Source organism: Salipiger abyssi, assembly GCF_017311415.1.
Classification (GTDB): domain Bacteria; phylum Pseudomonadota; class Alphaproteobacteria; order Rhodobacterales; family Rhodobacteraceae; genus Salipiger; species Salipiger abyssi_A.
Genome location: NZ_JAEKIS010000006.1, coordinates 82,866 through 107,084, shown reverse-complemented (window position 1 = coordinate 107,084; position 24,219 = coordinate 82,866). Strand labels below are relative to the sequence as shown.

The following is a 24,219-nucleotide window of genomic DNA, read 5'->3' as shown; positions in this document are numbered from 1 at the left end:
CGCGGACATTCCCGTGGATTCGCCGGGGCGTTTCACCCCGCGCCGTGGGGGCAGCGCCCCCGCACGGCGCCGTCAAGGCGCCGTCCAGCCCGCTCAGCGGGTCAGAGCGCCCGCCAGCCGATATCGCGCCGGCAGAAGCCCTCAGGCCAGTCCACCGCATCGACCAGCGCATAGGCCCGTTCCGCCGCCTCGGCCAGCGTCGCGCCGCGCGCCGTGGCGTTCAGCACCCGGCCGCCCGTGGCCACCACCTTGCCGTCTTTCTCGGAGGTGCCCGCATGGAACATCTGGTGGAAACTGTCCTCGGTCAGCGCGCCCAGCCCGCCAATCGCGGTGCCCTTCTCATAGCTGCCGGGATAGCCCTTCGCAGCCAGCACCACGGTCATCGCGTGATCCTCGGCCCAGTTGACCTGTGCCTCTGCCAGACGCCCCTCGGCGCAGGCCTGAATGAGATCCAGCGCCTGCGCGCCGAGCCGCATCATCAGCACCTGGCATTCGGGATCGCCGAAGCGCACATTGTATTCCACCAGCCGCGGCTGCCCGTTCTCGATCATCAGCCCGGCATAAAGCACGCCACTATAAGGCGTGCCGCGTTTCACCATCTCGGCCATGGTGGGCTTGATGATCTCGTCGAGCGCCTTTTGCGCCACCGCGTCCGAGAGCACCGGGGCGGGGGAATAGGCGCCCATGCCGCCGGTATTGAGCCCGGTATCGCCTTCGCCCACGCGCTTGTGGTCCTGTGCGGTGCCGATGGGCAGCACGTCCTCGCCATCGACCAGCAGGAAGAAAGACGCCTCCTCCCCGGTCATGAACTCCTCGATCACCACCTCGGCGCCCGCGCCGCCGAAAGCGCCGCCGAACATGTCGTCGATGGCGGCCTCGGCCTCGGCCACCGTCTCGGCGATGATCACGCCCTTGCCGGCGGCCAGCCCGTCGGCCTTGACCACGATGGGCGCGCCCTCGGCCCGCACATGGGCCTTGGCGCTCGCCGCATCGGTGAAATGCCCGTAACCCGCCGTCGGCGCGCCCGCCGCGTCGCAGATCTCCTTGGTGAAGCTCTTCGAGGCCTCCAGCCGCGCCGCCTCCTGCGACGGTCCGAAGACCGGAAAGCCCGCATCGCGCAGCGCGTCCGCAACCCCGGCGGCAAGCGGCGCCTCGGGGCCGATAATCACCAGGTCGATGGCGTTTTCCCCGGCGAATTCTACCACCGCGCCGCCGTCCTTGATGTCGAGCTTGGCGCATTCGGCGATCTGCGCGATGCCGGCATTGCCCGGCGCCACGATCAGCTTGTCGCATTTGGGGTTCTGCATCACCGCCCAGGCCAGCGCATGTTCGCGCCCGCCGCCGCCGAGAATGAGGATGTTCATCGTCCTGCCGCCTTTCGCCCGTGCCCGTCGCTCTTGCCGAGGTCTCTAGCGGCGCTTGCGGCATTCCGCAACTCCAGGTCGGTGCCGAGGGGGGCGCGGGGGGAGCCCGGCTCCCCCCCCGCGCCCCTCCGGCTCTTTCCCTCACCCGTCGCGCCGGTTACCATCGCCCGAACCACAGGCGAGGCGCAGCGGCATGGATCTTCTCGACGACGACAGCGGCAACACGCCGGAATTCTCGGTCTCCGAGCTCTCCGGGGCGGTGAAGCGCGTGATCGAGGGCGAGTTCGGATTCGTCCGGGTGCGCGGCGAGGTCGGGCGCGTGTCGCGACCGCGCTCGGGCCATATCTATCTCGATCTCAAGGACGACCGCTCGGTGATCTCCGGCGTCGTGTGGAAAGGCGTCGCGGCGCGATTCGAGACCCAGCCCGAGGAGGGCATGGAGGTCATCGCCACGGGCCGCCTCACCACCTTCCCGGGCCAGTCGAAATACCAGATCGTCATCGAGGATATCCGCCCGGCCGGACTAGGCGCGCTGATGGCGATGCTGGAGAAACGCAAGGCCCAGCTCCAGGCCGAGGGGCTCTTTGCCCCCGAGCGCAAGCGCCCGCTGCCCTATCTGCCCGAGATCATTGGCGTGGTGACCTCGCCCTCGGGCGCGGTGATCCGCGATATCCTGCACCGGCTGCGCGAGCGCTTTCCCCGCAAGGTGCTGATCTGGCCGGTGGCGGTGCAGGGCAAGAGTTGCGCCCCCGAGGTCGCCCGTGCCATCGCAGGATTCAACGCGCTCAGTCCCGGCGGCGCCCTGCCGCGCCCCGATCTGCTGATCGTCGCGCGCGGCGGCGGCTCTGTGGAGGATCTCTGGGGCTTCAACGAGGAGATCGTCGCCCGCGCCGCCGCCGCCTCGGAGATTCCGCTGATCTCGGCGGTGGGGCACGAGACCGACACGACGCTGATCGACTATGTCTCCGACCGCCGCGCGCCGACCCCCACCGCCGCTGCCGAGATTGCCGTGCCGGTGCGCATGGAACTGCTTTCCTGGACCGGCGAGGCGGGCAGCCGCATGACCCGCGCCATGGGCCAGCGCATCGAGCTGCGCGGCCAGCGGCTGCGCGATCTCTCCCGCGCCCTGCCGCGCGCCGAGACCCTGCTCGACACGCCGCGCCAGCGCCTCGATCTCATGGCCGACCGGCTGCCGCGCGGCCTCATCCGTGGCACCGAACAGCGCCGGGTGGCGCTTTCCGATGTCGCCGGCGCCCTGCGGCCCTCACTGCTCACCCGCGTCATCGCCCATGGCCGCGAATCGCTGGGCCGCCGCACCGACCGTCTGTCGCTGCGCCCGATCACCCGCGAGATCGCCCTGGGCCACGACCGGCTCGACGCGCTTTCCGGCCGGCTCGGCGAGGCCGGCCTGCGCCGCATCGACAGCCCGCGCCAGCGGCTCGACGGGCTGTCGCGGCTGCTGGAGACGCTGAGCTACAAGGGCACCCTGGCGCGCGGCTATGCGGTGGTGCGCAGCGGCGAAGGCCATATCCTGACCCGCAAGGCAGAGGCGCAGGACGCCGCCGGGCTCGAGATCGAATTTGCCGACGGTCGCCTGGCTTTGGGCGGCGCCGCGCCGCGTCCGAAGCGCAAGGCGAAAGAAAAGCCGGAGCAGGGCAGCCTGTTCTGACCGGCCCCTTTCATCTTTCTGAAAATACTCAATAAACGTCGCGCGCTCCGCGCGACGGCAAACGCCGCCCTCAGACCCCGACCTCGGGCCCCAGGCACATCATCGGCTCGTCATCCTGCCGCGCCTCGTAGAGCACCGTGTTCGCCGGGTCGTTCTCGAACACCGCGCGCAGCCCGTTGCCCTCGCGGAAAAAGCTCCAGCATTGCGGTGCCGGCTGGTCGTCATAGACGAAGCAGATCATCCCCGCCTCCTCGTACCAGAACCCGTCCTTGCATCTGCCGTCGAGAAAGGACCAGCGCACCTCGCGCCCGGGCAGGTATTCCTCGACCCCGTAATCGGTGCCGCCGAGGCCGAAATAGAGCGTCTTGCCTGTGACGTAGCGCTCGAACTCCGCCGCCGACATGGGCTGGGCCGCGGCCAGTGGCAGCGGAGCAATCAGCAGCAGGCAAAGACAGACGATACGCATGCGCCGACCCTGCCAGAGCGCGCGGCAAGAGGGAAGGGGGCGCGGGCGGATCGTGAGCGGAAGAGTCAGGTATTTAAGGGTGAGAATTTTACTCAACTATTTGATTTTAAATCATTATTTGACATGCGTGCGACTCGGGCGTATACCCATTTTCGACGCCAGCAAGCACACGCACCCAGCACTTCGCCAGGCACGTACGCCAGCAAGCCGTCATTCCTCATCCAGAATGGAAGGAGTGCATGAGATGGCCCATGCCAACTGCAAGACCTGCGCGTTCTACGAAGATCACATCGCCAACAACACCCATCAGCTCGACGATGCCGGGCTCTGCCGTGCCAACCCGCCGGTGAGCCAGACAGCGCCCGACCGCCGTGGCCTCTGGCCGGTGGTTCAGGCCAGCGACTGGTGCGGCAAGTTCGCCACCGCCTTCGCGGCGGAGTAAAGCGCACGAAGCGTTTAACGAGTGTCAATGTATCCCCACAAAAGCAGCCCCTCGGGGCTGCTTTTCCGTTTCCGGCGCCTTAGAGCGTCTCCGCCTGCCAGCGTTGCGCCCGGCGGTCCATCAGTCGGCGCCATACCGGCGGCAGCAATGCCAGCACCGCCATGACCGGCAGCGATTGCGGCAGGATCGGCATCTCTGCCCGGTCGAGCTCCAGCCCCGGATAGGGGCGCGCCGGATGCGCGTGATGGTCGGAATGGCGCGGCGCGTTCAGCATCAGCGCCGAGGAAAACCCGTGCGGCGCGTTCCAGCTATGCTGCGGCCCCACCGGCTCGTAGCGCCCGGCGTCTCGCGCGCGTCGGCGCAGCCCGTAATGCTGCACGTAATCCGAAAGCAGCAGTTGCGCCTGCGCATAGGCCGCCAGCCCCAGCAGCGCCAGCAGCCCGGCCCAGCCCGCGACCGTCGTGGCGAGCGCTAGCGACAGCGCCGCGCCGGCGCCGTAGGTGAGGTAGGGATGCCAGCCGCGTGCCTTGCCGGTGCGGGCGCGCCGCGCGGTCTCGGCGCGCAGCCCGGCGCGGAAACTGCCGATCCATGCGCACGGGGCAAAGGCGTAGTAGCTCTGCCCCAGCGGCGCCGAGTTGGGATCCTGAGGCGTGGCGGCGTGGATGTGATGCACCCGCAGATGCGCCGAGACGTGATGTCCGAAAAGCAGTGAGCAATAGACCGCGACACCCAGCCGGTGCAACCGCCGGCTGCCGCGATGAATGAGCTCATGCGCGTTGGAATTGCTCACCTGCCCAAAGAACAGCGCCAGGGCAAAGAACAGCGCGACCCGTTCCGCCGCGCTTTGCCCGCCGGCGCCGGCCACCGCCCAGACCCCGGCATAGAGCAGCGGGAAATGCACCAGCCCGAGCAGCGCGGCGAGCCCGTCTCCCGCCGGAAACTCGCTGTCGGGCCGGTCGGGGGCGGCCAGTGCCGCGATGCGGTCGAGGAAAAAGGTAAAGACGGTGATGTAGAGCAGGGCGAGCAGCGTCCAGAGCCCGCCGAGCCAGAGCGCCAGACCCAGCGCGCCCACCATTCCCAGCGTTGCGATCACGAACCGCGCCATGCCTGCCGTCTCCCTGGCTTTCGGAGCGTTCTAGCACGCGAGCGGGGCAGGGCACCATGCGGCGCGGTTCAGGCCGCCCGGCGTGGTGGCCAGGGGATCACCGACACCGCCACACCGCCCAGCACCAGCAGCGCCGCGAGGGAAAAGCGCGCGGTGAGCGCCTCGCCGAGAAACACCATGCCGCCGGCCATGGCGATCACCGGCACCGTGAGCTGCGCCACCGCCGCGACCGAGCCCGGGATGCGCGGTAGCAGCGCGTACCAGAGCGCATAGCCCAGCCCCGAGGTGACCGCGCCCGAGAGCAGCCGCAGCGTGCCAAAGCTCACCGCGTCGATGCCGCCCGAGGCCAGCGCCGCGCGGTTCAGCAGCGAATTGGCGGCAAAGGCCGTCATGGTCAGGGCGACGAGCAATACCAGGCGCATGGGCTTCGGGCCTCCCCTCCCGCTGCGGTTGCGGCGCGCGCCCTCACTCCGGCGGCGCGCCGTTCTCGGCCTGTTTCTTCTTTTTCTTCAGCGCCGCCAGCTTGGCCTTGAGCACCCCGCGGCGGCGGTTCTGATAAGCGCGGATGACCGGCACGCTCAGGTAATAGGCCACCAGCGCGGTGATGATACCGGGCAGGATGCCGCCGATCATGTAGGGATAAAAGACCTTGTCGTAGAACACCATCAGCTCCGTCCAGTCGGTCGGATTGCCGGTGACCAGCGCGACGAGGTTGTTCCACAGATCGCTGCCCGCATCCGAGAAGTTCTGAAGCAGGGTCTTGTGATGCGGCTCGTGGCGGTCGATTCCCAGCAGCCAGTAGCCGGTGCGTAGCGAGGCGATGGCGATGGGCACATAGGTCAGCGGGTTGCCGAAGAAGGTGCCGAGCAGCGCCGCGACGATATTACCGCGCAGGATCCAGGCGAGCGTGCCGGCGATGACGAAATGCAGCCCGTAGAACGGGGTGAAGGTGGTGAAGACCCCGGCAAAGATCCCGCGGGCGATCCTTTCGGGCGGATCGGGCAGGCGGTGCAGCCGGTGCTGAACATAGCGCGCTGCACGGCCCCAGCCGCCGCGCGGCCAGAACAACTCCAGTACGATCCTCCAGAAAGGTCGTCTGTCGCGGCGTTTGAAGACCAAAGGTCAGTTCCGTCCGTTCTGCCGCGACCGCGACGGGCCGCGCGTTCCATATGTCGCGACCGCGCGCAGCCGCGTATCCTATTCGGCCGCCGCCGGAATCGCCGCCAGCGAGGCATCCCGGCGCCGGTGCACCGAGGCGACGTCGCTTTCGGCCTCGAGCGCCGAGATCACCGAGTGCAAATGCTCGGCATCGCGAAACTCGACATCCATCCGGATCCGGAAAAAGTCGGGCTTCCGGTCGACGAAGGTCATGTCCGAGATATTGGCCAAGCGTTCGCCGATCAAGGTGCAAACGCGGCCCAGAACCCCGGTATCGTTCCCTATGGTTAGTTCCAGGGTTACATCATAGGCAGCCGGATGCGTGCCCTCGGCCCAACGCAGGTCGAGCCAGCGGTCGGGCTGATCCTCGTAGGCGGCCAGCGACTCGCAGTCGATCGTGTGCACGGTCACGCCCTTGCCGCGATGGGTGATCCCGATGATACGCTCGCCGGGCAGGGGCTGGCAGCAGCGCGCGCGGGTAAAGCCGGTGCCGGCCTCGAGCCCGATCACCGCGCGATGCGCCTCGACCTCTGCCTCGTCGCCGGGGCCGAGATCGGGATAGACCGCGTGCACCACCTCGCGCGAGGTAAGCTCGGCGCTGCCGAGCCGTGCCAGCAGCTCGTCCTTGTCGTCGAGCCGCAGGGTTTGGGCGGCTTTCTCAAGCACCTTGTCGGTGGCCTTCTTGCCCACATGCTCGAAGGCAGAGCGCGCCAGCTCGTTGCCGAGCTTGATGAAACGTTCGCGCCCGGCCTCGCGCAGCGCCCGGCGGATCGCGGTGCGGGCCTTGCCGGTGGTGGCGATGTCGAGCCAGGTGGCCTGCGGGGTCTGGCCCTCGGCGGTGATGATCTCGACCGACTGGCCGTTCTTCAGCCGGGTCCAGAGCGGCACACGGATACCGTCGACCTTGGCGCCGACGCAGGCCGAGCCGATGCGGGTGTGGATCGCATAGGCATAATCCAGCGGCGTCGCACCGCGCGGCAGCTTGACCACATCGCCTTTGGGGGTGAAGCAGAACACCTTGTCCGAATACATCTCGAGCTTCACCGCTTCGAGGAACTCGTCATGATCCTGCTCGGCGTCGAACTGCTCGGTCAGCGAGGCGATCCATTTGGCGGGGTCGACGGCAAAGGGGTTCTCGGCGCGCTCGCCGTCGCGATAGGACCAGTGCGCCGCCACCCCGGTCTCGGCGACCTCATGCATCTGGCGGGTGCGGATCTGCACCTCCACGCGCTTGCCGTCGCGGCCCGACACGGTGGTGTGGATCGAGCGGTAGCCGTTGGATTTCGGCTGGCTGATATAGTCCTTGAACCGCCCCGGAACCGAGCGCCAGCGCTGGTGGATCACCCCCAGCGCGCGGTAGCAGTCCATCTCGTTGCGGGTGATGACGCGAAAGCCGTAGATGTCGGAGAGGCGGGAAAATCCCATGCCCTTTTCCTGCATCTTGCGCCAGATCGAATAGGGCTTCTTGGCCCGCCCGAACACCTCGGCGTCGATGCCGGCCTCTTCCAGCTCGTGGCGCATGTCGCCGGTGATCCGGTGGATCACGTCGCCGGCCTCTTTCTGAAGCGTGATGAAGCGGCGGATGATTGAGGCGCGACCCTCGGGGTTCAGCACCCGGAAGGCGAGGTCTTCGAGCTCTTCGCGCATCCACTGCATGCCCATGCGGCCGGCGAGCGGCGCATAGATGTCCATGGTCTCGCGCGCCTTCTGCACCTGCTTTTCCGGGCGCATCGCCTTGATCGTCCGCATATTGTGCAGACGGTCGGCGAGCTTCACCAGAATCACGCGAAGATCCTTGGACATCGCTATGAAAAGCTTGCGGAAATTCTCCGCCTGCTTGGTCTCGGAACTGGAGAGCTGAAGGTTGGTGAGCTTGGTCACCCCGTCGACCAGCCCGGCAACATCCTCGCCGAAACGCTCGGCGATGTCGCTGTAGGAGGCGCGGGTGTCCTCGATCGTGTCGTGCAGTAGCGCGGTGATGATCGTGGCATCGTCGAGCTGCTGCTCGGTCAGGATGGCGGCAACGGCGACGGGATGGGTAAAGTAAGGCTCGCCGGAATGGCGGAACTGCCCCTCATGCATCGCGCGGCCGAAATCATAGGCCGCACGGATGAGTTCTTCGTTGGTCTTGGGGTTGTAGTTGCGGACCAGCGCAACCAGGTCTTCCGCCGCGATCATGGGCGCCTATCCTTACCCGGCCCGAAAATAAGGCGCGGGCCTCAGCTCTCTCCCTGAGCCTCCATCAGCGCGCGCAGGAGCTTTTCTTCCGACATGTCGTCATCGGCCGGCTTGTCCTGCTCGGCACCCATGAGCAGCGCCATGCTGTCCTCTTCGGGCTCGTCCACCTCGATCTGGGTCTGGTTGGATTCGATCAGACGCTCTCTGAGCTCGTCGGCGGACTGGGTCTCCTCGGCGATTTCACGCAGAGCAACAACCGGGTTCTTGTCGTTGTCGCGTTCGACCGTGATCCCGGCGCCGGACGAGATCTCGCGGGCGCGATGCGCTGCGAGCATCACCAGCTCGAAGCGGTTGGGAACCTTGTCGACGCAATCTTCTACCGTCACGCGGGCCATATGCGATCACCTATCGGGTTAGCCGTCAGAAAGTGAATTCCTAACGTGCACAAGCACGGAATACAAGCGCGATTCGCCTAGAGCGGCCGGACGGCAGCGCGGTCGGTCTCGGGCAGGGCCCCGCAGAGCGCGCGCACGCTCTGGCCGAGCAGAGGGTGGCGCCAGTCGGGCGCGACATCGCAGAGCGGCACCAGCACGAAGGCGCGGTCCTGAAGGCGTGGATGCGGGAGAATCAGCCTGTCAGGGGTGCGCGTGCGCTGTTCCCCTGGCGTCAGCGCACGCCACGCCGCTTGTGACGTCGCGTCCGGCAAAACCCTGTCGCCCATCGCCAGAAAGTCGAGATCGAGACTGCGACTGCCCCAGCGCTGAAGCCGCGCGCGCCCGTGTTCCGCCTCGATCGCATGCAGCGCCGCGAGCACCTGTGCGGGGTCGTCCGGCCCGTCGAGAACGGCGCAGGCATTGACGTAGTCGGGGCCGGCGCCCTCGGGAAAGCAAGGGGTTGCGTAGAACCGGCTCTGCCGGGTCAGGCGCAGCCCGTGTTCGGGCAGGCTGGCCAGCGCGGCGCGCAGCGTGTCGGCCGGGCCGCCCGCCGGCGACGGCAGGTTCGCTCCGAGCGCGATCAAGATTTCTTGTCCGAAAGGCAAGTTTCGGATATCCTTCTTCTTATGTATGCCGGCTTGAAACGCCGCGCAAAAGTCTTAATCTCCGCAGATCGGACGCGCTACAATTTTAATATTACACACTCACGGACACACGGGCGCGTCCAATTGCTGAAAGGACATTTTATGTTTTACAAGGACGAACGGCTGGCGCTGTTCATAGACGGGTCGAATCTGTACGCTGCCGCCAAGGCGCTCGGGTTCGACATCGACTATAAGCTGCTGCGCCAGGAATTCGTGCGCCGTGGTAAGATGGTGCGCGCATTTTACTATACCGCTCTGCTGGAAAATGACGAGTATTCGCCGATCCGCCCGCTGGTGGACTGGCTTCATTACAACGGTTTCACGATGGTGACGAAGCCCGCCAAGGAATATACCGATAGCCAGGGCCGCCGTAAGGTGAAGGGCAATATGGACATCGAACTCACGGTCGATGCCATGGAGCTGGCCCCGCGCGTCGATCACATCGTGCTGTTCTCCGGTGACGGCGATTTCCGCCCGCTGGTGGAGAGCCTTCAGCGCCAGGGCGTGCGGGTTTCGGTGGTCTCGACCATCCGCAGCCAGCCGCCGATGATCGCCGACGAGCTGCGCCGCCAGGCCGACAACTTCATCGAGCTCGACGAGCTGCGCGAAGTCATCGGCCGTCCGCCGCGCGAGCAACAGGCAGAGCGTAATTTCGAGGTCGCCAGCGGCCATTGAGAGTATCGGGTGGGGGCGTCATGGGGATGAGGGCCCCCGCACATGGTATCTGAGGCCGCCGCGCTAGGCGGCCTCTTTCTTGCGGCCTTCGGGGCTGCCACGATCCTGCCGTTCCAGTCCGAGGTGGTTTTCGTCGGGATGCAGCTGGGGCAGGCGGCGCCGCTGCCGGCGATCGTGCTGGTGGCAAGCATCGGCAATATTCTCGGCGCCGTCGTCAATTACCTGCTGGGTCTCTGGGTCGAGCATTTCCGTCACCGTCGCTGGTTTCCGGCCAGCGAGGCGCAGCTCGACAGGGCGCAGCGTTTCTACGCCCGCTGGGGCGTCTGGACGCTGCTGCTGAGCTGGGCGCCGCTGGGCGATGCCTTTACCGTGGTCGCGGGGATCATGCGCACCCACTGGCTGGTGTTTCTGGTGCTGGTGAGCGCGGCCAAGACGGGGCGCTATCTGGTGCTGGCCTGGGCCACCGCCGCGGCCATGGGCTGACCTCGGCGCTCAGCGATTGCCATAAACCGCGCAGACGCAGCCCTGCGCTTTGAGCTTCGTACAATACCGCCAGGCGGTATCGCGGTCGTCGCGTCCGATCCGCGCCATCCAGTAGCCGCCCTTCGGGCTCGCGCGGCTCTTCTGCCAGACCAGATCCGGCTCCTCGCCCGCGACCAGCGCGGCGCAGCGCCTTGTGCGGGCGCGGTACTGCTCCAGCGCGCGCGCCTTGGTGGTGCCGAAGGCGAGCTGCACGCCCCAGCGCTTCAGATCGGGCACAGGCGCGGGATAGGCGGTCAGGCGCCGGTCGCGGGCGAGCGCATGGCAGGACGGGGCAAAGGGCTTGCCGGGCTGGAGGCTGAAATCATGCGTCTCGGGCGGCGCTTCGGCCCAGGTCTCGGCGGGCAGCCCGGTGATGATGCGCACGTAGTTCACCGTCTCGCGCGGCAGCGACGCGCCGCTTGCGACCAGCGCATCGGCGCGCCGCTCGCCGCCGTTATAGGCCACCGCCGCCAGCCCGTGATTGCCGTAGCGCCGCCGCAGCTCGCCGAGATATTCGGCGGAATACTCCATCGCCTCGGCGGGGTTATAGGCATCGGTCAGCCCGCGCAGCGCGGCGGTGGAGGGGATGAACTGCGCGATGCCCTGGGCGTTGGCATGGCTGCGCGCGTTCGGATCAAAGCGGCTTTCCTGCCAGAGCAGCCGGGCGAAGAACCCCGGATCGACCCCGTGGCGCAGGGCAAAGCGCTCGATGGCCTGGCAGGTGTCGAATACCGTCTGGCTGGGGCGGATGCACAATACCGGGCCGAACGCGCCGCGCGAACAGAGCGTGCCGGGCTCGGAAAGCGGCGGCAGCGCGCCGGCCCGCAGCGGCGCCGCCAGTATCAGAAACCCGAAAAGCATTGCCACCCGCCACATGCGATCACTTGGCCCCGGCGGCGCGCGGAGGTCAACTCACACTTTTCACCGGGGCGGCGGCGTATTAGGTGGGTAGCACGGCAGGTGAAGGGTCCGGTCCATGTCATTCTTCGGCAAGCTCAAGAGCAAGCTGTTCAAATCCTCCTCGAAACTCGAGGAAGGCCTCGACGCCATCGTGCAGGAGGGCGGCAGCGAAGACGCGCCCGATCCGACACCCGAACGCCCCGACGACGTGCCGCCGCCGCCGGTCGAGACGCCGCCTGCGCCGGAAGAGGTTCCGGGCCGCCCCGAAGAGGTGCCCCCGGGGGCGCCCGAGGAGGTGCCCCCCGCGCAGGATCCGGCGCCGGACCTGCCCGGCACGGAGCCCGCGCCCGGGCCCGGCCCGGATGTGGTGCCGCCCGCCGATCCGATCCCCGAGCCCGCGCCGGAGATCGCGCCGCCCTTGCCCGAGGAAATGCCCGCGCCGCTCGATCCCAGCCCGATCGCGCCGCCGCCGGAGACACCGACCGGCCCCCCCACCGAGAGCCGCAAACCCGGCCTGCTGGGCCGTCTGCTCGGTCGAGAGACGCCGGACGCCCCGGTGCTGCGCCGCGCGCTCGACGACGAGATGCTGGAAAGCCTGGAGGAGCTGCTCATCGCCTCCGACATGGGCGTCGACACCGCACTGCGGGTGAGTTCCAATATCGCCGAGGGGCGCTATGGCAAGCGCGTCTCCACCGAGGAGATCAAGCAGCTTCTGGCCGGCGAGGTCGCCCGCATCATGGAGCCCGTCGCCCGCCCGCTGCCGCTCTATCCGAAGAAACCGCAGGTGGTGCTGGTCGTGGGTGTCAACGGCTCCGGCAAGACCACCACCATCGGCAAGCTGGCGAGCCAGTTCCGCGCCGCCGGCAAATCCGTGGTGATCGCCGCCGGCGACACGTTCCGCGCCGCCGCCGTCGAACAGCTTCAGGTCTGGGGAGAACGCGCCGGCGTGCCGGTGCTGACCGCGCCCGAGGGCTCGGACCCGGCGAGCCTTGCCTTCGACGCGATGACCAAGGCGCAGGCCGAGGGTGCCGATCTGCTGATGATCGACACCGCCGGGCGTTTGCAGAACCGGCAGGATCTGATGGAGGAGCTGGCCAAGATCGTCCGCGTCATCCGCAAGAAAGACCCGGATGCGCCGCATAACACGCTGCTGGTGCTGGATGCGACCACCGGGCAGAACGCGCTCAATCAGGTGGATATCTTCCGTCAGGTGGCGGATGTCTCGGGGCTGGTGATGACCAAGCTCGACGGCACCGCCAAGGGCGGTGTGCTGGTGGCGCTGGCCGACCGCTTCGGCCTGCCGATCCATGCCATCGGGGTGGGCGAGCAGATCGACGATTTGGCGCCCTTCGATCCCGAGGAGTTTGCCGCCGCCCTCACCGGTCTCGACCGCGGCTGAGCCGGGCGGCAACTCTTTTCGAAAAGAGTTGCAAATTCCTTTGAAGGAATTTGCGGTCACGCCTAGTCGTGATGCTTGTCCCGGGGCCAGACCCGCATCTCCAGCGCGCGCAGCAAAACCAGCACCACCAGCACGATGGCTGTGGCCATGGCGGCGAGCGGCATTTGCCCCGCCCCGCAGCCGAGCCCGATGGCCCCCGCCAGCCAGAGCGAGGCGCCGGTGGTGATGTTCTTCACCTCGCCGCCGGATTTGAAGATGATCCCGGCGGCCAGAAAGGCCACGCCGGCGGTCACCGCCTCGATCATCCGCAGCGGGTCGTTGCGCTGCTCGCCGCTGCCGCCGAAATCCAGGGCCGCCAGCTCGCGCCCGAGGATCACAAAGAGACAGGCGGCCACCGAGACCAGGATATGCGTGCGCAGCCCCGCCGGCTGGCGGCGCCATTCGCGCTCGGCGCCGATCAGCCCGGCCAGCCCCATCGCGGCGACGAGCCGCAACAGGGCAACTGGGGCGGGCACGGCGGCAAAACTCTGGTCGAATTCGGAAAGGACGGTCTCGATCATGTCACCTCGCAACGGGGATGTGACAAGAACCTACCACACCCGCCCGGAGTTCCCATTGAGATGCGCCGCCGCAGCGTCTATCTCTGCCGCAGGCAATCGGAGAGGCGCATGGCCGCGAAACAGATCAACCCCTTCCTGAAATCGGCGCTGGAGATCGGCCCGATCCTGGTGTTCTTCGCCGCCTATCTGCTTCTCAAGGACCGCGTCTTTACCATCGCGGGCACCGAGTATCAGAGTTTTATCCTGGTCACCGCCGGGTTCATTCCGCTGATACTCGCCTGCACTGCGGCACTGTGGAAGCTCACCGGCCATCTCAGCCCGATGCAGATCGTCACCGCCGTGCTGATCGTTGTGTTCGGCGGGCTTTCGGTCTGGCTCAACGACGAGCGCTTCTTCAAGATGAAGCCGACGCTGATCTACCTGCTCTTCGGCTCCGCGCTCGGCATCGGGCTGCTGCGCGGCGAGAGCTATCTGCGCAGCGTCATGGAGGGGCTGATGCCGCTCAAGCGCGAGGGCTGGATGATCCTGACCCGCCGCGTCACCGCGCTGTTCTTTGGCCTCGCGGTGCTGAACGAAGCGATCTGGCGCACCATGAGCACCGAGACCTGGGTTTATTTCAAGACCTTTGGTCTGACCGCCGCGATCTTCGTCTTCTTCATGACCCAGAGCGGTCTCTTCAAGCGCTACGGGCTCGAACAGCCCGACTGAGGCCGCGCCCGCTGTCATGAAACCGTCGCGCCCCGCCGCTATCGCGGGGCGACGACAGGAGACAGCCATGGCGCTTTCGGCATTCACCGCTCCGGGCCGGTTCTGGCGCGGCAATCTGCACACCCATTCCGACCGCTCCGACGGCGTGCTGCCGCCGCAGGAGGTCTGCCGCCGCTACCGCGCGGAGGGCTACGATTTCATCGCGCTGACCGATCATTTCATCGGCGCCTATGGCTATCCGATCACCGACACGACGCCGTTCCGCAGCAACACCTTCACCACGATCCCCGGTGCCGAGCTTCATTCCGGCGCCATGGCGAATGGCGAGCTCTGGCACATCCTCGCGGTGGGGCTGCCGGAGGATTTCAACGCGCCGGATGCGCCCGGCTTTCACCCGGTCGACGGGCAGGAGAGCGGACCGGAGATCGCCGCGCGGGCGCGGGCTGCCGGCGCCTTCGTGGCGATCGCGCATCCGCAATGGTCGGGGCTGACGCTGGCGGATGCGCGCAGTATCGACGCGGCGCATGCGGTAGAGATCTACAATCACGGCTGCGCCATTGGCTGCGACCGGGCGGACGGCGCGCAGACCGCCGATCTGCTGCTCAGCGAAGGCCGGCAACTGAGCCTGATCGCCACCGATGATGCGCATTTCTCCGAGCCCGACCATTTCGGCGGCTGGGTCATGGTGAAGGCCGAGGCCAACGATCCGGACCTGCTGCTCGATGCGCTGAAACGCGGCGATTTCTATTCCAGCCAAGGGCCGGAGCTGCGCGGGATGACGCTGGAGGCCGATGTGGTGCAGGTGGAATGCTCTGCGGTCTCGACGGTGATCGTGCAGGGCCGGGGTTCGGCGGCGACGGCGCTGCACGGCGCGTCGATGACACAGGCCGAACTGCCGCTTGAGCGGCTCCGCAACAGCCCCTGGCTGCGGGTGACGGTGATCGACCGGGCCGGCAAGCGCGCCTGGTCGAATCCGGTCTGGCGCGGCGCGGATTAGGGCGGGCGGTGGGCAGATTGCCCACCCTACGGATGTGAGGACCGGGCGGGTCGCGATTCGTGGTGTCCAGCCGGCCAGTGGACGGGGCGGCGCCATAGGCGCGTTGGCCGATCACAAATTCGGCAAGCGGAATGAAACGCAAGGTTGTCTTTTCGCTGTCATCGCCGAAGTTTATGCAGGACGCGCGGATACGAGTCGGGAGGCGTCTTGGAAAACTGCCGGAATATGCCGGGGAGAGTCGGACCGTGGCGCCCTTTGCTGATGGCGCTGCTTTTGGTCGTTGCGGCCTGCGCGCCCCGTCCAGGGCCAGAGGCGATGATTCCCGCCGATCCGTCGCCCGAGGCAGAGGTGGTGCGGGTTTACGTGGTCACCACGCGGGCGCCGATGGCGCCGCCGGCCATCGGGTTTTCGGGCGCCCCGGCCATCGGCGTCAGCTATCGCTGGTTCGACATCTCGATCCCGCCCAACCCGCGCGAGCGCGGCATCTACTGGCGCGACGGCCCGGCCGATCCCGAGCACGATTACCTTATCGTCGGACATGGCCGGCTCGACCGGACGCGCCTGATGGCGCGGTTGGCGCAGGACAGGGCGCGGCTGCCGAATCCCGAGACGCTCGTCTTTGTGCATGGGTTCAACTACAGCTTTCCCGAGGCGCTGCTGCGGCTCGCCAAGCTCGGCCATGAGGCGGGGGTGGAGACGCCGCCGGTGCTGTTCTCCTGGCCCTCGAAAGCGGGTGCGCTGGACTATGTGGCCGACCGGCAGGAGGCGCTCTGGTCGCGCGACGCGCTGGCCACGCTGCTCTCGGATCTCGGGCGGCTGAACGGCAAGACGCTGCTGCTGGCGCATTCCATGGGAAGCTGGCTGTCGATGGAGGCGCTGCGCACCATGGCGCTGCGCGGCGAGCGGCAGGAGGTGCGCGACACCGATGTTGTGCTCATCGCGCCGGATATCGACCTTTTGGTGTTCCGCGAACAACTCATATCGCTGGGCCCGCTCGACCGTCCGATCAGCGTGCTGGTGGCCAAGGACGACCGGGCGCTGGCGCTGTCCTCGGCGCTTTCGACCAAACGTCCCCGGCTGGGGGCGGTGGATGTGGAGAACCCGGTGGTCGAGCGCGCCGCCCGCGAGGCGCAGGTGCAGCTCATCGACATCTCGACAGTGGAGCCGGAAAGCCCGCTGCGCCATTCGCGCTTCCTGCGGCTGGCGCGCATGTATCAGGTGTTGCGCAACGATGGCGGCACCATCGAGGCAGTGACCGTGGCGGGCAGCTATGTGCTGGACTCGCTGGGCACCGGCCTCGTTCAGGTGGGCACGTCGCTCGGGGCGAACTGAGCCCCGCGGCAGGCCGGGCGTGTCCGGTTTCCGGCCGGGGGTGCCCTGTGCGCACTTCTATTTGGAAAACTTATCGTATAAGTAAGAAAATGAAATTATACGTTATTGTTTCCCCGTGTTAGAACGATTCCAGGAAGGGAGGAGGATCCGGGCCTGACCCAGATGCCGCAAGGCACGGGGGGCGCCGGCCATGTTCCCTTGCAACGGCTAACGCAGCGAGTCCGGAGGACAACCAAGATGGACGGAAACAATGTGAGCACGGGCGGCAAATGCCCGGTGATGCATGGCGGGATGACCGCGCTCGGCACCACGGTGATGGACTGGTGGCCCAATGCGCTCAACCTCGACATCCTGCATCAGCACGACACCAAGACCGACCCGATGGGCAAGAGCTTCGACTATCGCGAAGCGCTGAAATCGCTCGATGTTGAGGCGCTGAAAGCCGACGTCAAGGCGCTGATGACCGAAAGTCAGGACTGGTGGCCGGCGGACTGGGGCCATTACGGCGGTCTGATGATCCGCATGGCCTGGCACGCGGCCGGCTCCTATCGTCTCGCCGACGGGCGCGGCGGTGGCGGCACCGGCAACCAGCGTTTCGCGCCGCTGAACTCCTGGCCCGATAACGTCTCGCTCGACAAGGCGCGGCGTCTGCTTTGGCCGATCAAGAAGAAATACGGCAACGCGGTAAGCTGGGCCGACCTGATCATCCTAGCGGGCAACATGGCCTATGAGTCGATGGGGCTGAAGACCTTCGGCTTCGGCTTCGGCCGCGAGGATATCTGGCATCCCGAGAAAGACACCTACTGGGGTGCCGAGAAGGAATGGCTGGCGCCGTCGGACGAGCGCTACGACAATGTCGACGATCCCTCGACCATGGAAAACCCGCTGGCCGCCGTGCAGATGGGCCTGATCTATGTGAACCCCGAGGGGGTGAACGGCACGCCCGATCCGCTGAAGACCGCCGCCCAGGTGCGCGAGACCTTTGCCCGGATGGCGATGAACGACGAGGAGACCGCCGCGCTGACCGCCGGTGGCCACACCGTCGGCAAGACCCACGGCAATGGCGATGCCGAGGCGCTCGGCCCCGATCCCGAAGCGGCGGGTCCCGAGATGCAGGGCATGGGCTGGGCCAACCCCAACCAGCACGGCAAGGCCGCCAATGCGGTGACCTCGGGCCTCGAAGGTGCCTGGACCACCGAGCCGACGAAGTTCGACATGGGCTTCTTCGACATGCTCTTCGGCCATGAATGGGAGCTGCGGAAATCGCCCGCAGGTGCCAACCAGTGGGAGCCGGTGGACATCAAGGAAGAGGATAAGCCGGTCGACGCCTCCGACCCGAGCAAGCGCCACAACCCGATGATGACCGATGCCGACATGGCGATGAAGATGGACCCGATCTACAACGAGATCTGCCAGAAATTCATGGCCGATCCCGAGTATTTCAAGGACACCTTCGCGCGCGCCTGGTTCAAGCTGACCCACCGCGACATGGGCCCCAAGGTCCGCTATGTCGGTCCCGACGTGCCGGCGGAAGACCTGATCTGGCAGGATCCGGTTCCCGAGGGCTCGACCTCCTACGATGTCGACGCGGTGAAGGCCAAGATCGCCGCCGCCGGCCTCTCGGTCCCGGACATGGTGAGCACCGCCTGGGACAGCGCCCGCACCTATCGCGGCTCTGACATGCGCGGCGGCGCCAATGGCGCGCGCATCCGTCTCGCCCCGCAGAAAAACTGGGAGGGCAACGAGCCCGAGCGTCTGGCGCGGGTGCTCTCGGTGCTGGAGCCGATCGCGGCGGAAACCGGCGCGAGCGTCGCAGACGTGATCGTGCTGGCGGGCAATCTCGGTGTCGAGCAGGCGGCCAAGGCGGCGGGCTTCGACGTGACGGTGCCGTTTGCACCGGGCCGGGGCGATGCCACCGACGAGATGACCGACGCCGAGTCCTTCGACGTGCTGGAGCCGATCCATGACGGCTACCGCAACTGGCTGAAGAAGGATTACGTGGTGAGCCCGGAAGAGCTGATGCTCGACCGCACCCAGCTCATGGGGCTGACCGCGCCGGAGATGACCGTTCTGGTCGGCGGCATGCGGGCGATGGGCACCAACCATGGCGGCACCGAGCACGGCGTGTTCACCGACCGCAAGGGCGCGCTGACCCCGGATTTCTTCACCAACCTGACCGACATGGCCTATACATGGGTGCCGGCGGCGGACGGGATCTATGAGATCCGCGACCGCAAGTCCGGCGCAGTGAAGTGGACGGCGACGCGGCTCGACCTGATCTTCGGCTCGAACGCTGTGCTGCGGTCTTATGCCGAGGTCTATGCCCAGGACGACAATGCCGGGAAATTCGTCGAGGATTTCGTCGCTGCCTGGACCAAGGTGATGAACGCCGACCGGTTCGACCTAGCGTGAGGTAGATGCGCGGCAGGCGAGCCTGCCGTGCGACCGATCCGTCTCGCGGATTTCAGAGCCCGCCCCGGAATGACGCGGGGCGGGTTTCGCTTTGTTCAATTCCGCGCCCCAGCGCCGGAACGAGCCGGCGTTTGTAAGCAAACGCCGAGATGCCTGCCCGGCGCTATGCCGTAGGCGTGTGTCCGGCGGTCGCGCCGATGGTGCGCCGGGCACGGTTGGCATATCTCTGGCGCGAGTTGCCGCCGCCTTGGTGTCGTCAGTGCTTTGTGAGAGGCCCTTTGGATCTGGCTGGCATAGGTGAGGGTTTCAGACTTTCAGGGCGGCATCTTGTCTGTGTTGGAAAGGCGATGACGTGCTCCTGCGGCGCGCCCTTTCGGCGCCATGGGCAGTGAACCCGGTCGTGGAATGGCCCCCCTCGGGGCGGCTCACTTCGCGTGTTGCTTTCCGGCAGAGCAACAGCGTCGTTTTGGGATGCCGCACAGGTTTTGAAAGTTTGTCGAAACCTCGCCCGCCCGATGTCGGCGCCACTTGATCCAAGTCATTCGTTATTTGGAATGTGTTTGATATTCGGTTGTGGGAATATCAATGGATCGGGAGGGTCATCCATGACGTTGAACTGGAAACTGGGCGGGTTTCTGCTGGGCGCGGTGTTCTTCGCCGCGGTGCTGCTGGTGAAGCCCATCGGGGTGAGCACTCAATTCGTGATCCTGGACGGGATCTTGGCGGATGCTGTGGCGCCGGACTTCATCACGCAGACCGACGAGGGCTATAGCTCTACCAACGCCTATATGGCGAAATCCGGCGGAAAATACGCCAAGAACGCCGCCAACCCGCTGAATTACAGCTTTGTCTTCGTGCTGGCCATGGTCGGCGGCGCCTTCCTGTCGAGCCTGCTGCGCGGCGGGATTTCGAAGGAAGAGCGCAGTGCGCCTGCGATCTGGCGGGCGAATTACGGCGACACCCCGTGGAAACGTTACGCGGTGGCCTTTCTCGGCGGCTTCGTTGTGCTATACGGCGCGCGCCTCGCGGGCGGCTGCACCTCGGGGCACATGATGTCGGGCATGATGCAGACCTCGCTATCAGGCTATATCTTCGCCGCCGGCGCTTTCCTGACCGCCGTGCCCACCGCCATGCTCATGTATCGGGAGGGCTGAGCCATGCAGATCGTTCTCGCCATCCTCATCGGCGCGGCTTTCGGCTTCGTGCTCGACCGTGTCGGCGCCACCAATCCCAATGTGATCGGCGGCATGCTGACCCTGCGCCGGCTGCAACTCATGAAGACCATCCTTCTGGCCATCGGCACCGGCTCTATCCTGATGTTCGGCGGGCAGATGCTCGGCCTCGTCGATGTCATGCATATGGACGTGAAAGCGGCCTATATCGGCGTCTTCATCGGCGGGCTGCTGCTCGGCGCGGGCTGGGCGGCCTCGGGCTATTGCCCCGGCACTGGCGTTTGCGCCGCGGGGGCGGGGCGCAAGGATGCGCTCTTCTACATCGCGGGCGGGCTGCTGGGCGCGGCAGCCTATATGGCGACTTATCCGGTCTGGAAAGCCTCCGGCCTGCTCAACGACATCGCGGGCGGCAAGGTGACGCTGGGCAGCGTGCCGGGCTCGGAGTTCGATGGTCTCTTCGCCGTCTCCGGCGACGTGTTGGGCATCGCGCTGGGGCTGGTCTTCGTGCTGGTGGCCTTCGTGCTGCCCGAGAACATCTCGGGCGGGCGCATGCAGGAAGTGCCGGCGGAATAGGGCGGGTTTCTTTAACACATCTGACGGCCCCGGATCAGACCTCCGGGGCCGCGTTGTTTTGAGAGGGTGGAATGTGAGTATTTTTCAGAAAGATGAAGACACAGGCCTGCGCTTTCATCTTTCCGGACAATACTCCCGCCGGAGGCCGGCCCGAGGCGGACGCGATCGCGCGCTTTCAGAAGATGGCGCAGCGTTTCGTCAGAAGCAGGGCTCCGTCCGTGAGCGCCTAACGCTCCCCCCGGAACCTTTGCCGGGCAAAGCCCGGTCCGGAGATCACACCATCATTTCCTTCGTCGCGCTCAGCGTGACATCGGGGTAATCCCGCACCACCCGGTCGATATCCCATTGCAGCCGGGTCAGATAGACCACGTCGCCATCGTTGTCATGGGCAATATGCTGCTTGTTGGCGTTGATGAATTTCTCCACCGCCGCCTTGTCACCGGACACCCAGCGCGCCGAGGTGAATTGTGACGACTCGAACCGCACCGGCAGCCCGTATTCCTGCTCGATCCGCGCGCCCAGCACCTCGAATTGCAGCGCCCCAACGACACCGACGATATAGCCCGAGCCGATATCCGGCTTGAAGACCTTGGCGGCGCCTTCCTCGGCGAACTGGAACAGCGCCTTTTCCAGATGCTTGGCCTTCATCGGATCGCCGGCGCGCACGCTCTGCAAGAGCTCCGGCGCAAAGCTCGGGATGCCGGTGACCTTCAGCGCTTCGCCCTCGGTCAGCGTGTCGCCGATGCGCAGCTGGCCATGGTTCGGAATGCCGATGATGTCGCCGGCCCAGGCCTCTTCCGCCAGCTCCCGGTCGGAGGCCAGGAACAGCACCGGCGCCGAGACCGTCATCGGCTTTTTCGTGCGCACATGGGTGAGCTTCATGCCGCGGTTGAAATGCCCCGAGGAGAGCCGTACAAAGGCCACCCGGTCGCGGTGCTTGGGGTCCATATTGGCCTGCACCTTAAAGACGAAGCCCGCGACCTTCTTTTCCTCCGGCGCGATCTCGCGCGGCGAGGCCTTGGTCGGCTGCGGCTCCGGCGCCAGCGCGCCGATCCCGTCCATCAGCTCCTTCACCCCGAAGGAGTTGATCGCCGAGCCGAACCAGATCGGCGTCATATGGCCTTCGAGCACCGATTGCGGGTCGAGCGCCGGCAGCAGCTCGCGCGCCATCTCGATCTCTTCCTTGAGCTGCTCGAGCAGCTCTTCGGGCACATGCTCGGCCAGTTTCGGGTCGTCCAGCCCCTCGATCTTGATCGATTCCGCCACCTTGTTGCGGTCGGCGCGGTCCATCAGTTCCAGCCGGTTGCGCAGCATGTCGTAGCAGCCGATGAAATCGCGCCCCATGCCGATGGGCCAGCTCGCCGGCGTCACGTCGATGGCCAGGTTCTCCTGGATCTCGTCGACGATCTCGAAGACGTCACGCGCCTCGCGGTCCATCTTGTTGCAGAAGGTCAGGATCGGCAGGTCGCGCAGGCGGCAGACCTCGAAGAGCTTCTGCGTCTGGCTTTCCACGCCCTTGGCGCCGTCGATGACCATGATCGCCGCGTCCACCGCCGTGAGGGTGCGGTAGGTGTCCTCGGAAAAATCCGAGTGGCCGGGCGTGTCGACCAGGTTGTAGCGGAAATTGCCGTAATCGAAGGACATCGCCGAGGCAGAGACCGAGATCCCGCGCTCCTGCTCCATCTTCATGAAGTCCGACCGCGTGCGCCGCGCCTCGCCCTTGGCGCGCACCTGGCCGGCCATCTGGATGGCGCCGCCATACAAAAGGAACTTCTCGGTCAGCGTGGTCTTGCCCGCATCCGGATGCGAAATGATCGCAAAGGTACGGCGGCGGGCGATTTCCGCGGGCAGGTCGGGGCGGTTTGTGGGCGTGTCCAGCATGTGCGCGCATATAGCCCCGCTGAGGGAGCAAGGGAAGAGCGGAACCCGCGAGCCGCGCGGCGGGTTTCCGTCGCAAAGGAGGATGCACAAGATGCCTGACCCGAGCCTGAAGAACGAACCGCTCTACGAAGAGCTGCGCGACAAGGGGATGTCGAAGGAAAAGGCGGCACGGATTTCCAATGCGCAGGCCGATCCCGACCGCGACCCGTCGAAAAAGGGCGGCAAGGCACCGCCCTATGAGGACTGGACGAAAGACGCGCTCTACGACCGCGCCCGCGAAATCGGTATCGAGGGACGCTCAAAACTCTCCAAACCCGAGCTTATCGAGGCGCTGCGCCGTCACTAGCCGCCCTTGATCGGCGGCGCGTCCGGTCGCAGCGTCGTGCCTGCCTCCGGCGGGGATATTTTCAGCCAATGGAAATCCCGGGCGCAGTCCTGCGTGTTTCCATTGGCCCGAAATATCCCGAGGGGATGCGCGCTCCGGCGCGCGAGGGGGCAGCGCCCCCAAACCCGGCGACGCCCGCAGGGCGGCGCAATCCCTCGTCAGCAGCTCGACGCCTTGCGCAGCAGATCCGCCAGATCGGGCCGGTCGAGCAGCGCCTCATGCACCTCCAGATCGCCGTGGTCGCTGCGGTCATGCCCGGGCAGGAGCTGGCTGAGAGAGGCGGTGAGCTCTTCGGGCAGGGCGGCGCGGGTGCGGGTGTCGACCAGCATGGATTCCGCGGCGATGCCTTCGGCATAGATGATCTGGTGGTGATCAAAGAGCATCTGGTAGTAATCCACGAAACCGCCCGTGGCGCGGGTGATCGTATCGCCATTGACCAGATGCCGCGCCCGGACCAGCAGCTCGGAGCGGCCGGCGCCGAGCCGGTCCTGGCGCTGGTAGATGAACAGACGGTGATCCGGGCTCACCAGCAGATCGGCGGAATTGTTGAGCGTTCCCTCGCGGATGCGGATCGGCGCGAAGGCGCCCACGGCGCGCACCGTGTGATGGCCGATCCAGCGGATCTCCTGCGGGCCGTCGTCGCGGGTCAGCACCCGGTCGCCCACGGCCAGATCCTCCACCGCGCGCTGCGCGCCCGAGGCCAGCGTGATCATCGTGCCGCCGGTGAAGGAGACGCAGGCGACCTGCGCGAATTTCTGAAGCGCGCCTTCGCGCGTGATGCCGACCAGCGCGTAATCCTGACGCGGGTTCATCGCACCGAGCGGCAGGAACAGGATCCCCGCCACATCGCCCTCGGCATCGGTTTCGACCAGCACCAGCCCCTCTGTGGTCTCGCCGTCGCCGGTCATGAAGGTCAGCACGCAGTCGAGATGCAGATCGGCGCCGGGCGTGCCGATCTCGGTCTCGCGGGCGATCTCAAAGGGCGGTTCGCTGCTGGGATAGAGGCTCAGCCGGTGCTGCGCGGCCACCGGCGAGAGCCGGTAGATATCGTCGGGAATCAGCTCTTCGGCAAAGCTCAGCCCGTCGCCGAGATTGGCGCCGTTGATCACGCGGATCTGCTCGGCGCGGTAGACGCTGACGCTGTGCGCGGCGCGCGCATTCTGCGAATGGCTCATGACAGCCCCATCCCTGACAGTCTTTCCCGGCGGACCCACCTGTGCCGCCGCAGGCCCTCCGGCAATGT

The 24,219-nt window shown here is 66.5% G+C and carries 23 protein-coding genes and 1 pseudogene; 12 read left to right on the top strand and 12 right to left on the bottom strand.

Annotated elements, in window-relative coordinates; all coding sequences use genetic code 11:
* Positions 1-101: 101 nt before the first annotated feature.
* Positions 102-1,364: a phosphoribosylamine--glycine ligase gene (gene purD / locus I6N89_RS10160; RefSeq protein ID WP_207018347.1), complete on the bottom strand. Its 1,263-nt coding sequence runs from the start codon at positions 1,362-1,364 to the stop codon at positions 102-104.
* 193 nt (positions 1,365-1,557) lie between these two features.
* On the opposite strand from purD, the gene xseA reads away from it, so the two are divergent.
* Positions 1,558-3,033 (top strand): exodeoxyribonuclease VII large subunit, encoded by a 1,476-nt coding sequence (gene xseA, locus I6N89_RS10155; RefSeq protein ID WP_207018346.1) that lies wholly within the window; start codon positions 1,558-1,560, stop codon positions 3,031-3,033.
* Positions 3,034-3,103: 70 nt separating this feature from the next.
* Here xseA and I6N89_RS10150 read toward each other — a convergent pair whose 3' ends face one another.
* On the bottom strand, positions 3,104-3,499 hold the full coding sequence (locus I6N89_RS10150) for a hypothetical protein (RefSeq protein WP_207018345.1): 396 nt from the start codon (positions 3,497-3,499) through the stop codon (positions 3,104-3,106).
* A gap of 244 nt (positions 3,500-3,743) precedes the next feature.
* Between I6N89_RS10150 and I6N89_RS10145 the strand changes: the two genes are divergently transcribed.
* The gene (locus tag I6N89_RS10145) at positions 3,744-3,941 is read left to right on the top strand and encodes a hypothetical protein (protein ID WP_207018344.1); all 198 of its coding nucleotides are present in this window, start codon (positions 3,744-3,746) and stop codon (positions 3,939-3,941) included.
* Positions 3,942-4,020: 79 nt separating this feature from the next.
* Here the strand turns inward: I6N89_RS10145 and I6N89_RS10140 are convergent, their stop codons facing one another.
* The 6 genes and pseudogenes from I6N89_RS10140 to folK form a co-directional block, all read right to left on the bottom strand.
* A complete protein-coding gene (locus I6N89_RS10140) occupies positions 4,021-5,046 on the bottom strand; it encodes an alkane 1-monooxygenase (RefSeq protein WP_207018343.1) in 1,026 nt (341 codons plus the stop codon).
* A 68-nt stretch (positions 5,047-5,114) separates the two neighbouring features.
* Positions 5,115-5,411: pseudogene (locus tag I6N89_RS10135) on the bottom strand (EamA family transporter); the annotation flags it as partial.
* Between the two features lie 100 nt (positions 5,412-5,511).
* Positions 5,512-6,165, bottom strand: coding sequence for a DUF2062 domain-containing protein (locus I6N89_RS10130; RefSeq protein WP_207018341.1), 654 nt, complete (start codon positions 6,163-6,165; stop codon positions 5,512-5,514).
* A gap of 78 nt (positions 6,166-6,243) precedes the next feature.
* Positions 6,244-8,382: a RelA/SpoT family protein gene (locus I6N89_RS10125; RefSeq protein WP_207018340.1), complete on the bottom strand. Its 2,139-nt coding sequence runs from the start codon at positions 8,380-8,382 to the stop codon at positions 6,244-6,246.
* A 41-nt stretch (positions 8,383-8,423) separates the two neighbouring features.
* Complete coding sequence (gene rpoZ, locus I6N89_RS10120; protein ID WP_076705347.1) at positions 8,424-8,777, bottom strand: DNA-directed RNA polymerase subunit omega; 354 nt, start codon at positions 8,775-8,777, stop codon at positions 8,424-8,426.
* A 77-nt stretch (positions 8,778-8,854) separates the two neighbouring features.
* Entirely contained in the window at positions 8,855-9,400 is a 546-nt protein-coding gene (gene folK, locus I6N89_RS10115) for a 2-amino-4-hydroxy-6-hydroxymethyldihydropteridine diphosphokinase (protein ID WP_236016540.1), read from the bottom strand.
* Between the two features lie 162 nt (positions 9,401-9,562).
* Between folK and I6N89_RS10110 the strand changes: the two genes are divergently transcribed.
* Both I6N89_RS10110 and I6N89_RS10105 read left to right on the top strand, forming a co-directional pair.
* Positions 9,563-10,135: an NYN domain-containing protein gene (locus I6N89_RS10110; RefSeq protein WP_076705342.1), complete on the top strand. Its 573-nt coding sequence runs from the start codon at positions 9,563-9,565 to the stop codon at positions 10,133-10,135.
* A 42-nt stretch (positions 10,136-10,177) separates the two neighbouring features.
* The gene (locus tag I6N89_RS10105) at positions 10,178-10,618 is read left to right on the top strand and encodes a YqaA family protein (protein ID WP_207018338.1); all 441 of its coding nucleotides are present in this window, start codon (positions 10,178-10,180) and stop codon (positions 10,616-10,618) included.
* A gap of 9 nt (positions 10,619-10,627) precedes the next feature.
* On the opposite strand, the gene I6N89_RS10100 is transcribed toward I6N89_RS10105, so the two are convergent.
* The gene (locus I6N89_RS10100; protein WP_236016539.1) at positions 10,628-11,518 is read right to left on the bottom strand and encodes a lytic transglycosylase domain-containing protein; all 891 of its coding nucleotides are present in this window, start codon (positions 11,516-11,518) and stop codon (positions 10,628-10,630) included.
* 115 nt (positions 11,519-11,633) lie between these two features.
* Between I6N89_RS10100 and ftsY the strand changes: the two genes are divergently transcribed.
* Positions 11,634-12,956: a signal recognition particle-docking protein FtsY gene (ftsY, locus tag I6N89_RS10095; protein ID WP_207018336.1), complete on the top strand. Its 1,323-nt coding sequence runs from the start codon at positions 11,634-11,636 to the stop codon at positions 12,954-12,956.
* 62 nt (positions 12,957-13,018) lie between these two features.
* On the opposite strand, the gene I6N89_RS10090 is transcribed toward ftsY, so the two are convergent.
* Complete coding sequence (locus I6N89_RS10090) at positions 13,019-13,516, bottom strand: MgtC/SapB family protein (protein WP_207018335.1); 498 nt, start codon at positions 13,514-13,516, stop codon at positions 13,019-13,021.
* Positions 13,517-13,624: 108 nt separating this feature from the next.
* Here I6N89_RS10090 and I6N89_RS10085 point away from each other — a divergent pair, with 108 nt between their 5' ends.
* The 6 genes from I6N89_RS10085 (at position 13,625) to I6N89_RS10060 (ending at position 20,710) form a co-directional block, all read left to right on the top strand.
* On the top strand, positions 13,625-14,224 hold the full coding sequence (locus I6N89_RS10085; RefSeq protein WP_207018334.1) for an inner membrane-spanning protein YciB: 600 nt from the start codon (positions 13,625-13,627) through the stop codon (positions 14,222-14,224).
* A 67-nt stretch (positions 14,225-14,291) separates the two neighbouring features.
* Positions 14,292-15,221: a PHP domain-containing protein gene (locus I6N89_RS10080; RefSeq protein ID WP_207018333.1), complete on the top strand. Its 930-nt coding sequence runs from the start codon at positions 14,292-14,294 to the stop codon at positions 15,219-15,221.
* A gap of 315 nt (positions 15,222-15,536) precedes the next feature.
* The gene (locus I6N89_RS10075) at positions 15,537-16,553 is read left to right on the top strand and encodes an alpha/beta hydrolase (protein ID WP_207018332.1); all 1,017 of its coding nucleotides are present in this window, start codon (positions 15,537-15,539) and stop codon (positions 16,551-16,553) included.
* A gap of 237 nt (positions 16,554-16,790) precedes the next feature.
* Positions 16,791-18,965, top strand: a complete 2,175-nt coding sequence (gene katG, locus I6N89_RS10070; RefSeq protein WP_207018331.1) for a catalase/peroxidase HPI — start codon at positions 16,791-16,793, stop codon at positions 18,963-18,965.
* Between the two features lie 605 nt (positions 18,966-19,570).
* Positions 19,571-20,119: a YeeE/YedE thiosulfate transporter family protein gene (locus tag I6N89_RS10065; protein WP_207018330.1), complete on the top strand. Its 549-nt coding sequence runs from the start codon at positions 19,571-19,573 to the stop codon at positions 20,117-20,119.
* Between the two features lie 3 nt (positions 20,120-20,122).
* On the top strand, positions 20,123-20,710 hold the full coding sequence (locus I6N89_RS10060) for a YeeE/YedE thiosulfate transporter family protein (RefSeq protein ID WP_207018329.1): 588 nt from the start codon (positions 20,123-20,125) through the stop codon (positions 20,708-20,710).
* A 273-nt stretch (positions 20,711-20,983) separates the two neighbouring features.
* Here I6N89_RS10060 and I6N89_RS10055 read toward each other — a convergent pair whose 3' ends face one another.
* The gene (locus tag I6N89_RS10055; protein ID WP_207018328.1) at positions 20,984-22,591 is read right to left on the bottom strand and encodes a peptide chain release factor 3; all 1,608 of its coding nucleotides are present in this window, start codon (positions 22,589-22,591) and stop codon (positions 20,984-20,986) included.
* A 91-nt stretch (positions 22,592-22,682) separates the two neighbouring features.
* On the opposite strand from I6N89_RS10055, the gene I6N89_RS10050 reads away from it, so the two are divergent.
* Positions 22,683-22,937: a DUF7218 family protein gene (locus tag I6N89_RS10050; protein WP_207018327.1), complete on the top strand. Its 255-nt coding sequence runs from the start codon at positions 22,683-22,685 to the stop codon at positions 22,935-22,937.
* Positions 22,938-23,134: 197 nt separating this feature from the next.
* On the opposite strand, the gene I6N89_RS10045 is transcribed toward I6N89_RS10050, so the two are convergent.
* Positions 23,135-24,151 carry a Hint domain-containing protein gene (locus tag I6N89_RS10045; RefSeq protein WP_207018325.1) on the bottom strand — a complete coding sequence of 339 codons (1,017 nt, stop codon included), beginning with the start codon at positions 24,149-24,151 and terminating at the stop codon, positions 23,135-23,137.
* Positions 24,152-24,219: the final 68 nt, after the last annotated feature.